The 12,886-nt window shown below is 40.5% G+C and carries 14 protein-coding genes; 5 read left to right on the top strand and 9 right to left on the bottom strand.

Annotated features, from left to right (window positions below; all coding sequences use genetic code 11):
• The 4 genes from ABIL39_11220 to trpS form a co-directional block, all read left to right on the top strand.
• Nucleotides 1–234: hypothetical protein (locus ABIL39_11220; GenBank protein ID MEO0166693.1), on the top strand; the 234-nt coding region annotated here is incomplete at its 5' end.
• Between the two features lie 222 nt (nt 235–456).
• Nucleotides 457–1,464: a PorV/PorQ family protein gene (locus ABIL39_11215; protein MEO0166692.1), complete on the top strand. Its 1,008-nt coding sequence runs from the start codon at nt 457–459 to the stop codon at nt 1,462–1,464.
• A gap of 29 nt (nt 1,465–1,493) precedes the next feature.
• The gene (locus tag ABIL39_11210) at nt 1,494–2,462 is read left to right on the top strand and encodes an NAD(P)-dependent oxidoreductase (GenBank protein ID MEO0166691.1); all 969 of its coding nucleotides are present in this window, start codon (nt 1,494–1,496) and stop codon (nt 2,460–2,462) included.
• Nucleotides 2,463–2,548: 86 nt separating this feature from the next.
• Nucleotides 2,549–3,541 (top strand): tryptophan--tRNA ligase, encoded by a 993-nt coding sequence (gene trpS / locus ABIL39_11205; protein MEO0166690.1) that lies wholly within the window; start codon nt 2,549–2,551, stop codon nt 3,539–3,541.
• Here the strand turns inward: trpS and ABIL39_11200 are convergent.
• From ABIL39_11200 to gcvT, 7 genes are all read right to left on the bottom strand, one after another.
• Entirely contained in the window at nt 3,535–4,056 is a 522-nt protein-coding gene (locus ABIL39_11200; protein MEO0166689.1) for a UpxY family transcription antiterminator, read from the bottom strand. The genes trpS and ABIL39_11200 overlap by 7 nt on opposite strands.
• 339 nt (nt 4,057–4,395) lie before the next feature.
• On the bottom strand, nt 4,396–4,602 hold the full coding sequence (locus tag ABIL39_11195) for a hypothetical protein (GenBank protein MEO0166688.1): 207 nt from the start codon (nt 4,600–4,602) through the stop codon (nt 4,396–4,398).
• 227 nt (nt 4,603–4,829) lie between these two features.
• Nucleotides 4,830–5,378: a hypothetical protein gene (locus ABIL39_11190; protein ID MEO0166687.1), complete on the bottom strand. Its 549-nt coding sequence runs from the start codon at nt 5,376–5,378 to the stop codon at nt 4,830–4,832.
• A 135-nt stretch (nt 5,379–5,513) separates the two neighbouring features.
• Nucleotides 5,514–6,284, bottom strand: coding sequence for a TIGR00282 family metallophosphoesterase (locus ABIL39_11185; GenBank protein ID MEO0166686.1), 771 nt, complete (start codon nt 6,282–6,284; stop codon nt 5,514–5,516).
• Between the two features lie 25 nt (nt 6,285–6,309).
• Nucleotides 6,310–7,653 carry an aminomethyl-transferring glycine dehydrogenase subunit GcvPA gene (gene gcvPA / locus ABIL39_11180; GenBank protein MEO0166685.1) on the bottom strand — a complete coding sequence of 448 codons (1,344 nt, stop codon included), beginning with the start codon at nt 7,651–7,653 and terminating at the stop codon, nt 6,310–6,312.
• A complete protein-coding gene (gcvH, locus tag ABIL39_11175) occupies nt 7,653–8,039 on the bottom strand; it encodes a glycine cleavage system protein GcvH (protein ID MEO0166684.1) in 387 nt (128 codons plus the stop codon). Before gcvH ends, gcvPA begins: the two co-directional genes overlap by 1 nt.
• Nucleotides 8,040–8,050: 11 nt before the next feature.
• A complete protein-coding gene (gene gcvT / locus ABIL39_11170) occupies nt 8,051–9,139 on the bottom strand; it encodes a glycine cleavage system aminomethyltransferase GcvT (protein MEO0166683.1) in 1,089 nt (362 codons plus the stop codon).
• Between gcvT and ABIL39_11165 the strand changes: the two genes are divergently transcribed.
• Nucleotides 9,138–9,260, top strand: coding sequence for a hypothetical protein (locus tag ABIL39_11165; protein ID MEO0166682.1), 123 nt, complete (start codon nt 9,138–9,140; stop codon nt 9,258–9,260). The two genes, gcvT and ABIL39_11165, sit on opposite strands and share 2 nt — an antisense overlap.
• A 70-nt stretch (nt 9,261–9,330) precedes the next feature.
• On the opposite strand, the gene ABIL39_11160 is transcribed toward ABIL39_11165, so the two are convergent.
• Nucleotides 9,331–10,926 (bottom strand): T9SS type A sorting domain-containing protein, encoded by a 1,596-nt coding sequence (locus ABIL39_11160; GenBank protein MEO0166681.1) that lies wholly within the window; start codon nt 10,924–10,926, stop codon nt 9,331–9,333.
• A gap of 73 nt (nt 10,927–10,999) precedes the next feature.
• Nucleotides 11,000–12,763: a T9SS type A sorting domain-containing protein gene (locus ABIL39_11155; GenBank protein MEO0166680.1), complete on the bottom strand. Its 1,764-nt coding sequence runs from the start codon at nt 12,761–12,763 to the stop codon at nt 11,000–11,002.
• Between the last annotated feature and the right edge of the window lie 123 nt (nt 12,764–12,886).

The following is a 12,886-nucleotide window of genomic DNA, read 5'->3' as shown; positions in this document are numbered from 1 at the left end:
TTTGTTTCAAAAAGTTATGCCCAACCGAAGATTAAAAGTGAGGAGTACTCAGTACAATTTGAATCAAAAATGATCTTACCGAAATGGGGTTATTTAATCAAAATAAATTATCTGACTCAGGTACTTGAAAACATAGGGACTCCCAAGTATATATTTCCTGAAAGGAGCCCCTATGATCGCAATAGACATTCCGGAGGAAGTATATACCATGAAAGCCAAAAAGTCAATAATTAAATCAAATGCCGAGTGCTATCGCAAGATATCATTAGCATCAATCTTAAAGCTGTTGAACCGCATTTTGAGAAGCCCAGGGATTGGGTGGAATATCTGAAATGAATTCGATAAACTATACTTTTATTTGCCAGAGAATCTCAATTTATTTTGGGTAAAATTTTATTTTGATGGTTGACTTTTTAAATTTTCAGAGTATAATAAATCTAAATATGGAGGTCTTTGATGCATAGGTTTTTTGCTTTGCTTGCGGTTATCGCGGCGCTTGAAGGAGCAGCCCAACGACCGGGTTGTGTCTTTCTTTTAATCTGGCCTGGTGCCCGGGCAACTTCAATGGCTGGGGCATTTAGTGCCCTTGCTGATGATGCTACTGCCTGTTATTACAATCAGGCTGGGCTAGCATTCATGGATCGTCAGAATATAACCCTCCAACATGCACCGTGGCTTTCAGGCTTGCACGAGGGTATGTACTATGAATATGCTGGCTATATCAGGCCGATAAAGAATGGTACTGGAGGATTTAATTTAATTTACCTTACTACCGGGCCTACTGATGTTTATGATAAAGATGGAAATTATTTAGGGACATACACAACTTTTGATATTGCTGGTGCATTGAGTTATGGACTTAAATTGAAACCCAACCTGGGATTAGGATTTGGTTGGAAGTTTATTTATTCGTATCTTGTTGCTCCATGGGTCTTTGGCAGGATGCCCGAGTTAGGAATAAAGAGCGGCGGAATCGGTATCACCTATGCCTTCGATACCGGGTTGTTATATAAACCTTTTGAATTTGGTGCATTGGGTTTAACATTACAAAATTTTGGTCCGAATATCAGTTATTCCCAGAGCGGTGCCTCTGACCCTTTGCCTTATACACTACGCGTGGGTATTAAAGCACAGCCGATAAATTCAAGATTGATAAAAGCCAATGTAACATTTGAGATAACCAAGGTGCTGGTGGGGATGTTTGCTAATCCCCGGAATACCTTTATGGAAAATCTTAAGTATGAAATACAGGAAGCCTGGAAGGGTATGGGATTGGAGATAAACTATTTTGATTTCGTCCAGTTGCGCGGCGGTTATTTTTATGATTTTGAAGGAAAACGCATCGGGTTTACCTTTGGTGGTGGGATTAAAGCCGGGGGGTTTGCCCTGGATGTGGGAGTGGATGAAGCGATGTATGATTTCCCCACAACAAATCGAAAATTTTCTTTGAGTTACCAATTTTAGTATCCTGAATTTTATCCAGTAATTTTTAAATGATTCTGGTCACAGGTGCCTCTGGTTTCATTGGAAAAAATTTTGTTGTGGAAGCGATAAAAAATAAGCAAAAAATAAGGATTCTTGCCCGTCCTGCAACTCGATTATCGTTCACAAAAAACCAAAACGGTGTGGAGATTGTTCATGCTGATTTTTACACAGGACAGAATCTTGATACGGCGCTGAAAAATGTTAGGCAGGTAATCCACTGCGCTGGATTGACGATGGGACGCAATTTCGTTGAGTTTTATCGGGCAAATGTCTTAGCCACAGTTAATCTCGTGTCCGCGATGAAGCGAAGTGGAGTAAAGAAAATTCTTTTTTTGAGTTCGCAGTCCGCGGGAGGGCCTTCTCGTTCTTCCACGAGCATGGATGAGACGGTGCCGGCTGCGCCGGTTTCCTTTTATGGTTTGACCAAAAAAATGGCAGAAGATGTTATAATCAATTCTGAACTTGATTATATCATTCTCCGGCCCTGCTCGGTCTATGGACCTTTTGATACCGAAATACTTAAATTCATAAAATTGTTAAATGCAGGTTTTTATCTGTGTATTGGCAGGGAAGAGAAATTAATAAATATGCTCTATGTAGAAGATTTGATAAACCTCATGCATTTGATAGTTAAAAATAATTACTTTCCGCACAAGAGCTACTATGTCACCGATGGCACCTGTTATTTTTTCGATGATGTTGTGAGGCTTATTCTTAAATCTTTAAAACGGGAAAGATATTTGAGGGTTCATATTCCCAAATCCATCGCGTTACTCTTGGGACTGTTTAACGATCTGGTTTTACCAAGGAAGATGCGGCTTGCCGGCTTTGATAAAATGAAAGAGATGATGCAAAATTGTTGGCTCTGCAGCAATGAGAAGATTATAGGTGATACCGGCTGGAGGCCAAAATACGATTTGAAAACGGGAATGGAAAAGACGCTTGACTGGTATCGAAAGAATGGATACCTTGCTTGATTAGCTTTATATATCATGGTTTGAGCCATGAGATAAGGTAAATATTTCAGGATTGACACCGCCACGAATTTTAGATATTATATCCCATGATTAAAGGCAATCTTTTTAGTGGCATACAGCCTTCAGGTCGCCTTCATATCGGGAACTATGTTGGTGCAATGCGGAATATGATTGCCCTCCAGGATGATTACCAGTGTATTTATGGGATTGTGGATTACCATGCTATGACCGTAAGATTTAATCCAGCGGAAATGGAACAACGCATCTTCAATTGTGCCGTGGATTATCTCGCCGCCGGTATTGATCCGCAGAAAAGCATTCTCATGTTGCAATCCACGGTTTCTGAACATACCGAACTCGCCTGGATTCTGAACACCATCACACCAATTTCCTGGTTGATGCGCGTCCCCACCTTCAAAGAAAAGAGACAGCAGAATCCGGATTATGTGAATATGGGGCTCCTTGATTATCCGGTACTGATGGCGGCAGATATCATGCTTTACAAATCAGTGATCGTGCCTGTGGGTGAGGATCAATTACCCCATCTGGAATTAACTCGTGAGATTGTGCGTAAATTTAATGCTTATTTTGGAGAAACTTTTCCAGAACCTAAGGAATATCTCGGAAAGGTGACAAAGATACTCGGGCTGGATGGAGTAAACAAAATGAGCAAATCGCTCGATAATTGTATCTACCTTGATGAAGACAAAGATACAATCTGGAAAAAATTGAGCACCGCGGTTACCGACACCAGTCGGAAAAGAAGAACGGATCCGGGCAATCCCGAACTTTGTAATATTTATACTATGCACCTTGCCTTTTCCAAGCAAGAAGATATCGATTATTGTGCCCAGGAGTGTCGACGGGCGGGCATCGGTTGCCTTGATTGTAAAAGAATACTCTTAGAAAATCTTTACGCAACATTGGAACCAATTCAAAAACGACAACAGGAGCTAAAAAATAGACCAGAATATATTTATGAAGTGTTAAGGGATGGATATCTCAGGGCAAAAAAGATTGCCTCTCAAACAATGGAAGAAGTTTATCAAAAAATTGGAATAAGGAAATTCCATCAATAAGGTCGCACCTCATCATCCGCGAGAGTTACCGCCACTGACTGTCCCATCAATTCAATAGAAACTACCAATCTTCTTTTTTTGCTATCTTCTTTCAAAAGAGTCCCAATAGCACCCGCAAGTGGTCCGGATATCACCCGGACTTTAGCACCGACCACCAAATAGGGAAGAGGATATATATTCCGTTCGCTTTGTACAAAGATTTTGATTGAATTTATATCTTCATCCGGAATAGGGGTGGGTCGGCCATTGCCACAAATCTTGACCACACCATGGGTGCGATATACCTTGAGCCAATTCTCTTTGTTGTGATCAAGTTGCACAAAGAGATAATTCGGGAATAACGGCCTTTTGATTAAAATCTTGCGGTCTTTTCTCCGGCTGGGCATCAGGATTTCCGGAAGGAAGGTAGTGAGCCCTTTATCGGTGAGAATTTTGTTCGTCGTTCTCTCATGATGGCATCGGGTATAGACTGCATACCAGTGTAAATTATTGGTAACCATCTCCCCGTAGCTCATATTTTCATTATAACTAAAAAAGAGATTTTGTCAAGGCATCAAGACTCTGAGTCCTCTCCATATTATATACATTTTATGAAAGAACGATGAAACTCATTGCCAAGGCTTTCGCTTTACTTAAATAAAAAATGCCAACCTGAAGTCGTCGGATGGTAACGGGTAAAAATTGTAGGCGCAGGCTTTAGCCTCCGGATAAATCTTTTTAAATCCCAGGGTATTTCGCACCCTGAAGGGTGCGGCTACTCTAATAATTTAGCGCATAAAAATGATTTGACAAAAGGTGGAAAGGACTCAGTTCAAAACTTGGTTATCCCACGTTTACTTATCGACTTTTAATATTTAAACAGTGCTTCCTCCTTCTTTTTTCTCTCTTGTTACTCTTTTTTCTTCTTTAGTATTTCTAAATACAAACCGATTCGATAAAAAAATATTGAATCTGATTGCCCAGGTTAACTTATGAAATCTTGGATATGTCTTTAAATATGTCATTGGTGCAGGTTTTTTTGCTGGTCTTCCTTTAAGTTCCCGAACGCGTTTTTTGAACAATCTATGGGCTATTATATAGCCTACGCAAAATTTAAAAAAACAATCGTAGAGAAATTTGATTATTACTGGCGTGGTTGCCCTTATCTCCGTCTATAGATCTTTTTAATGATTTTTCTTCTGACGAAAATGATATTGGGGATTGGCTTTTATTTTTCTTTAGGAATTAATAGTTCCTTCTGATTCTCAACAAGGTCCAATGTAGAGAGTAAAGAAAGAGAGCGATTCTTTTACCAGTTAAGATAAAAGGTTAAATTTATGCCCACCATTTCTATGCCCATTCCCGGAGCTAAGTAGAGATATCGATAATGGCAGTCAAGGGAGGTGCTTTTGCCCAGATATAGAGAGAGACCACCGTAGCCGCTTCCCATTCCACGGGGATGGGAGTTCTCAAAATAGTCTTGTAATTTATTAGCATAGAAAGCATCCCTGAACTCGCTTCGTGGATTGTAAAACAGAATATCACCTTCAAATCCAAAGAATGGTCCCAAAAAGAATTTACCTATTCGGGGTGCAATATTTATCCTCAAACCAACTCCCGGGAGAAAGTGATTCTTTACGGCGTCATGAAAGATCATACCAACCGGTTCGATGAACATATAAGGTAGGCCCTCTGCGGAAATACGAAATTCGCCCCAGAAGAAGTTTTCCATCAAATTGCGATAGTTTTGCGGCAGATAATCTTCCTGGTATCTGGTATTGAGACCAAAACCAATCCCTAAGCGTCCTCCATAAATAGACGCAAAAATAAGCATGAGACAAATAATTATTTTGTTCATTTTTTCTCCTTTCTGCTAAATTTAATAGGCAAATTTTATGCCCACCATCATAGACTTAAGTCTCGTAAAATAAAGGATTTTTAAGGACCCCGTGTTTGCTATGTTGCACAAAAGTATAATATGTTATAAGAAAGGTTAAAATTGAAAGCGTCTTATTCCTAAGGCTATCCCTTTTTCTTCGTCAAAATCAATAATAACTGCATTGCCGGTAATATTGTGTTTCGCCACTTGAAATTTTTGTGGCATTTGAAAAAGAAACTGTTTCAATACTTCTTCTTTTTTCATCCCAATTATTGAATCGATTGATCCAACCATTCCCACATCGGTAATATAGGCACATCGATTGTTGATGATCTGTTCATCAGCGGTGGGAACATGGGTGTGGGTACCAATAATACCAGTCACATGATCACCTAAATAGAATGCCAGGGTTCTCTTTTCGCTTGTGGCTTCTGCGTGAAAATCGATGAAGATATTTTTTGTTATTTTTTTTATTTCCTCCACGATTTTTTTCCCCACTCGGAAAGGGTCGTCAAGGGGTCTCATAAATACCCTTCCTTCAAGATTGATGACACCGATTTTTATTCCCATTTTCTCATATATATAGTATCCTCTGCCTGGAGCGCCTTCAGGATAGTTTGCGGGTCTTAAAATTCTGCATTCGGTCTCAAGGTAAGGGTATATTTCTTTATATTTCCAAACATGATTACCGGTGGTTATACAATCTACTCCCGCATTGAAGATTTCTTGGGCAGTCTTTTCGGTGACACCAATACCGCCGGCAATGTTTTCACCCTGGGCGATGGTGAAGAAGATGCCTTCATTTTTGATGATTTCATGAAGACATTCGCGAATTTTTTTGCGTCCGGGTTCGCCAATGATATCACCGATGAAAAAAAGACGCATGGGCGGGGAAGGGGGGTCGAGATTTTTAAAGGATTTTTGAAAGAAGTTCTATAAATTGTTCGATTTCTTCTTTGGTTCTTTTTTCCGTAACCGCGATGAGGAGGTGGTTCTGGTTATTTCTATCAAAAATTGAAAGCGGGACCCCGGCGAATATTTTATATTCCAGAAGTCTATTGACCAATTCGTGGGCAGGTTTTTCGGTTTCAATCACAAATTCTTTAAAAAATTCTGCAGAATAAACAGGTCTAATCCATTTTATTTCTTTCAAAAGATTGTAGAGGTAATGACTCTTTGCGTAGCACTGATTTCCAACCTCAATTATACCCATTTTACCCATCGCACAAAGATAAATCAGCGAACTTAGGGCACATAATGCCTCATTGGTGCAGATGTTGGAAGTCGCTTTTTCTCTCCGGATATGTTGCTCCCGGGTCTGGAGGGTAAGGACAAACCCCCGTTTTCCTTCCGCATCTATCGTCTCACCTACGATTCTTCCGGGCATGAATTTGACAAACTCCATTTTGGTTGCAAATATGCCCAGAAGGGGACCACCAAAGCCCTGAGCAATACCCATTCCCTGTCCTTCACCCACTGCAATATCTGCATCATATTCACCCGGAGGTGCAATTATTCCCAAGGATAATGGGTCGACCACGCTTATCAGTAGTGCTCCATTTTTATGAGTAATCTCGGAAATCTCTTTGACTGATTCCAGATGACCATAAAAATTGGGATGTTGGATCGCAACACCAGCAGTATGGTCATCGATTAAATCCTCTAATCGTTCCAGATCCGTTAAGCCATCTTTATGAGGGATAGGCACGATCTCTATTCCACATTCCTTTAAGTAGGTTCGCACAACTTTTTGATAGAAGGGATGGATGAGTTCCGAAAGCAACACATTTTTCCGTTCTTTGATTGCGCACGCCATGTGGCAGGCCTCGGCAAGTGCCGATCCACCGTCATACATAGAGGCATTCGCCACTTCCATACCGGTCAACTCACAAATCGCACTCTGGTATTCAAAGATTGTCTGGAGGGTGCCCTGGGAGACCTCTGCCTGGTAGGGGGTATAGGCTGTATAAAATTCACTACGGGAAATTATGCTGTCAATTATCGCCGGGATATAATGGTCATAAACACCTGCACCAAGAAATGAGATATAATCATTGGTATTACAGTTAGCGATGGCAAGTTTATGGAGGATTTTTCTTGTCTCAATCTCTGAAGCCGCAGGTGGCAGACCGATTTGCCCCTGGAACTGTAATTCGGGCGGAATGATTTTATCAACCAACTCATTAAAAGACCCAACACCGAGGCGGTGGAGAATTTTTTCTTCGTCTTGGGGTGTTAAAGGAAGGTAATGCATCAGTGCCCAGCTATCAGTTCTCTATATTGTTCGGCTGAAAGGAGGTTTTCTACCTCAGCCGGATTGCTCATTTTTATTTTATATAACCAGCCTTCATTATAAGGATCTCTATTGATAATTCCAGGGTCTTTAATAACTTTTTCATTGACTTCAATCACTTCTCCGCTCACCGGAGCAAAGAGGTCGCTCACGGCCTTTACGGCTTCAATCGTTCCCACAGCATCACCGGCCTTAATGGTCGTGCCGATTTTTGGGGGTTCTACCATGACGATATCCGATAGTTCGGACTGGGCATAATCGGTGATTCCGGTAATTACAATATTACCTTCCACCTTTGCCCATTCATGTTCTCGGGTATACTTTAGCCCTTCAAGGACATTAGCCATCTAACCTCCTATTATTTATGAGTTCCCTTTTTGTAAAATGGTCCCTTTATTACTTCAACCGATATTGGTTCTTTGCCTATTACTCTAAATTTTGTTCCTGGTTCGGAGTATTGAACCTCCACATAACCCATTCCGATTCCTTTTTTAAGAGAAGGGGAGAAGGTCCCCGAGGTCACATATCCGATTTCCTTGCTCCCATTGATGATTTTCTGGTGGGGACGTGGTATCCCCTTATCAATAACCTCAAACCCTACCAGTTTTCTTTTTAAACCAGATTCCTTGATTTTGAGCAATGCCTCTCTTCCGATAAAGTCTCCCTTTTCAAATTTAACAATCCAACCCAATCCTGCTTCCAAGGGATTGGTGGTCTTATCGATATCGTTTCCATAAAGACAATAACGCATCTCAAACCTCAATGTGTCCCGGGCACCAAGGCCGATAGGTTTTACATTTAAATCCTTACCCACCTCAAAGATAGTATCCCAGATCTTTAAACCATCCTTTGCCGCCATATAGACCTCAAAGCCGTCTTCACCAGTATAACCGGTCCGTGAAAGCAGAACATCAATCTCTTTTATTTTGGTCTCTGTTGCCCAATAGTATTTCAACTGGGATAGATCAAAGTCCACAATCTTTTGCATCAGCTGTTCGGATTTTGGTCCTTGGATTGCGAGCTGTCCGATTTCATCGCTTAAATTTTTGATTTCCACATTGAATTTTTTGTTCTGGAGTATCCAATGGTAATCTTTTTCGGTGTTAGCGGCGTTCACGACCAGAAGGATTCGGTCTTTTAAATTATAAACGAGCAAATCATCAACAATCCCACCATCCGGGTACAACATTGCGGAATATTGGACCTGATTAAGTGCAAGTTTTGAGACATCATTCGTAGTGATGTAATTGGCAAACTCTATCCTTTCTGGTCCGGTTATCTCTATCTCACCCATGTGGGAAACATCAAAGACACCTACACCACTCCGCACGGTTTCATGCTCAGGGATGATACCTTCGAACTGTATGGGCATGAAAAACCCAGCAAATTCCACAATCTTAGCACCATATTGCAAATGTTTTTCATAAAAAGGGGTTTTTTTCGCCATGGCTAATTATATCCGAAATAAGGGTTATGTCAATAAAATAAATTTAGAATTTGCAATTTATCTAATAAGCAGCCAGCATTTTAGTAGAAAGGCAGTGGCAAAGAATAATCTTGAAAATTGATTGTCTTATTTCGTTTGTTAATGCAGTGTATTAACAATAATGAGCTTATTCAATAAAATTTGGCGTTTTGTTATTCTATTATAAATTTCAGGGCTTTCTCCACAAAATCGGTTTTTATCTTAATAAAGTAAACACCTTTCGCAATCTGGCGTTCTGGATTCAAAACAATTTTTAATTTGTGATATCCCGGAACGAGTTTTCTTTTGGTAAGAGTGCGGACTTTTCTGCCTATTGCATCATATAAATCAATGCCGACAATTCCTTCCTGTTGCATAACAAAGAAGATGAAAAACTCATTGTGTGCCGGGTTGGATATCACTTTAAAATCATTCAGGAAGGGCAAAGCCCGATTTTTCTTTTCTTCCACGCCCAGAATCTTATTCCGTGCCACATACCAGCGGGCAGAATTTACTCCACCATTAATTATATCCCAATATAAATCCAACATCGGATCGTTTATTCCTGCACCAAACACAAAGAAGAACTGACCATAACCAGCTGGGACAACCCGTTTGGCAATCTGCCAGAGACAATTGTTGTGGTCAGTGATATTTGTGGTCAAATTTATCGGTGTATGCCAGGTCAATCCATTGTCCGCTGAATAATTATAATAAATATCCCAGAATGTATATGGGCCACTGCCGTTCCTCGTCTTGCCGAAAAGGACAACGACATAATTACCCCCAGTGGCAATTGTGGGATAGAAATTTTCTGCGCCTTGGGTTGAAACACCAACTTCAATGCATGGCTGACCAGGAGCAATGGAAACATAAATTTTGCCTTCATACGGGTATTCAGTATCATCACCATTTACTATATCGAATACAAGAATCGGGTTGCCTCCATCAGTGAGTGCCATCTGCCCCCAGTAGAAAACATTATTCGTAAATGGCTGGGGCCAGACTAAATTGTAGATCTGAGTTTGACTCCAGCTAATACCATCGGTCGTGGTTTTGTAATAAACATTCAAATTATCATCATACCAAAAGATGTGTGCAATCCCACCATTCACATCAAACCCCCAGTAATAACTCGTTGCCGGTGCTACAACTCCACTGGCAAGTTGCTGGCTCAGGTCATAATTCCAGGTCCTGAAGATAATACTGTTATCACCGGTTAAACCAATAAAACAAATGTTCCCATCAGGTAGTTGTTTACCGATACATTTAAATGTATGGACATTACCACCCCCAACATCAACTACTGTATCCCACTGAGAAGAATACCATCCACCCCTCTCATATTGTGCAGCCATACTACCCCAGGCACCCGCAATTAGATATGGAAAAGATATATGGGGTCCTGGGTGTGAGGCGATTGAATGTGGATACCTGCCACCTCCAATCTGTTGATCCAGTACAAATATACTAAAAATGCTATCACTCTGCCAGACATCGAGCTTGCCACTGATATTATAGCTCCTGCAGACAAATTGCAGACCACCAATTACGGGGTTGTATGCCAGACATTCATGCTGTTGAGTCCACATTGAATATTCACTCCCGGAATCAACCACGACAATATTGAGTAGTGGTATGTATGGATAATGAGGATCAGATATTACATTTTCTTCATCAATCCCTTTTTTATCAATGTTCGCGGGCACAATTTTTGCCTGAATGATACCAGCTCCAAGTAATAATACCGCGAACAATTTACTGAACATAATTCCTCCTTGTATATTATAATTTTACCATTTTTTTGTAAAAGTCAAGCCCTAAAATTGTAATATTGCGAAACTATTTCAACAATACTGTCTTCTCTATCTTTTTGAAATCACTAACCTCTAAACGTACAAAATATACGCCGGCAGGCGTCTTGCGACCTGAATCATCATCGCCGTTCCACGCGACCGTTGACCGTTCACCGTTTACCGTTAACCGAGGAAGATCTTTAACCAGCCTGCCCGAAACATCATAAATTCTTATTGAAATTTCGGATTTCGGATTGTAGATTGCGAAATTATCAGGGATTTGGAATTTAATAATGCAGTGATTTTTGAATGGATTAGGAGAGACTTCTAATTTCGGATTTTGGATTGCGGATTGCGAAATTTTGGTTTCTTCAACTCCAGTATGTCTTTTGATATAAAAGACCGGCGAAGATGTGGAATCATATCTGCCATTGCCTTTTACCACCAGCCAGAGTTTATTCCCCATATTACTCTGGGTATCAGGGACTACCCACTGGCAGATTGTATCTTGAGGCAAACCCTGATAGATTAGATGACAACCCAAAATTGGATGTGCCCAATATAATCTCAATGAATCAAGGACAATTGTTTCATCAAGTTTCCATCTGGGATAGACGGTATCATTAGCCCAGAATGTATCATACCGAACCGGACAGAACCAGGTGACAAAAGGAGTCTTTTCATAGATTCGGGTATGATTATTACCTGATATTACAATTTCATTTAAGCCATTATTGTCAAGGTCATTGGTAATTCTGATTGATGAGCCTAAAGAATTTCCCGACAATGTCTGCCATACATAGAATGAATCATTTCCTGCTGACTTGATAATATAGACATAACTCGCTGCCTCAAGGCAGATTTCAGGTATTGAATCACCATCAATATCACCCACATCCGAATAGCCACCGCCATAGTCCCAGTGCTGAGCATTAGGAAGATGGAAGGATTTAATCATTTGGTAGGTATTATTTCCTGTTGCCTCAAAGATAAAACAATCAGTCCGGGCATCAGGCACAACAAATCCTTTAACCACAAACTCCAACTTACCATCACCATCGGCATCGGGGACGGTGAAACAGTCACGAATATTATGTGTAAGTAAATATCCTTGAGCAACCTTTTCGTAACTATTATCTCCAATGCATTCATAAATCCAATACCACTCATCGGCTCCAGCGGGCACAAATTCAATTTTGTTGTCGCCGTCGAAATCTCCAAAAGCTATAGTTGCTGCAGGCGCCTCGCTGCCAGTTGTATCAGGATTAGTAGCAAAAATTAAATCATATTGATTATTACCTATAGATTCATAAATCCCAAGATATCCGTAAGGAGTAGCTCTATTTTTGACAATTTCTGGGAATCCGTCCGAGTCAATATCAAAAGCACATACTGGCAGAACAAGAGGTGGTCCCACCGTATCTCTCCACACTTCCTGGGTGGGATAGGAAAAGGAATCAGGGGATTCAGCAATGGAGATACCGGGAACAGGAGGTCCGTTTGGAAAGTCACCGAAATCTTCTTGTAATACCAAATTAGGTAAACCATCTAAATCAAAGTCACCAATATCCATTAAGATCGGATAAGAAACATAAGGGAAAGAATCTATCTCCCAGGTACTCGGCAAATGGAGTTCACAGAAAAAAAGACCATATATAGGATAATAAGGAGTAAAAACCAATTCGCTATATCCATCTTGGTCATAATCAGTATCAAATATTCTTCCTACAGCCCCTTGAACACCTTTAGATATATACCACTTCTGCTGGAAGCCACAGAAAAGAATTTGGAAAACAAGAAATAAATACATATCTTACCTCTACCAAGAGAGAGTGGGGTGGAGCAATTAACTCCACCCCACCGGTTAGTTATTATTCTAACTTAAGGATTTTCTGACAGTATGATTGATTTGAACCGGTATTCTCAATCCGCA

It is taken from the genome of candidate division WOR-3 bacterium (assembly GCA_039802205.1).
Lineage (GTDB): Bacteria > Hydrothermota > Tepidihabitantia > SM23-42 > JAOAFX01 > JAOAFX01.
This window is presented reverse-complemented; position numbering and strand designations above follow the sequence as displayed.

Excerpts from the sequence above, each read along its gene's own strand:
- ABIL39_11215 (MEO0166692.1), top strand. The coding sequence starts at position 457 with ATGCATAGGTTTTTTGCTTTGCTTGCGGTTATCGCGGCGCTTGAAGGA.
- ABIL39_11210 (MEO0166691.1), top strand. The coding sequence starts at position 1,494 with ATGATTCTGGTCACAGGTGCCTCTGGTTTCATTGGAAAAAATTTTGTT.
- trpS (MEO0166690.1), top strand. The coding sequence starts at position 2,549 with ATGATTAAAGGCAATCTTTTTAGTGGCATACAGCCTTCAGGTCGCCTT.
- ABIL39_11200 (MEO0166689.1), bottom strand. The coding sequence starts at position 4,056 with ATGAGCTACGGGGAGATGGTTACCAATAATTTACACTGGTATGCAGTC.
- ABIL39_11190 (MEO0166687.1), bottom strand. The coding sequence starts at position 5,378 with ATGAACAAAATAATTATTTGTCTCATGCTTATTTTTGCGTCTATTTAT.
- ABIL39_11185 (MEO0166686.1), bottom strand. The coding sequence starts at position 6,284 with ATGCGTCTTTTTTTCATCGGTGATATCATTGGCGAACCCGGACGCAAA.
- gcvPA (MEO0166685.1), bottom strand. The coding sequence starts at position 7,653 with ATGCATTACCTTCCTTTAACACCCCAAGACGAAGAAAAAATTCTCCAC.
- gcvH (MEO0166684.1), bottom strand. The coding sequence starts at position 8,039 with ATGGCTAATGTCCTTGAAGGGCTAAAGTATACCCGAGAACATGAATGG.
- ABIL39_11165 (MEO0166682.1), top strand. The coding sequence starts at position 9,138 with ATGGCTAATTATATCCGAAATAAGGGTTATGTCAATAAAATAAATTTA.
- gcvT (MEO0166683.1), bottom strand. The coding sequence starts at position 9,139 with ATGGCGAAAAAAACCCCTTTTTATGAAAAACATTTGCAATATGGTGCT.
- ABIL39_11160 (MEO0166681.1), bottom strand. The coding sequence starts at position 10,926 with ATGTTCAGTAAATTGTTCGCGGTATTATTACTTGGAGCTGGTATCATT.
- ABIL39_11155 (MEO0166680.1), bottom strand. The coding sequence starts at position 12,763 with ATGTATTTATTTCTTGTTTTCCAAATTCTTTTCTGTGGCTTCCAGCAG.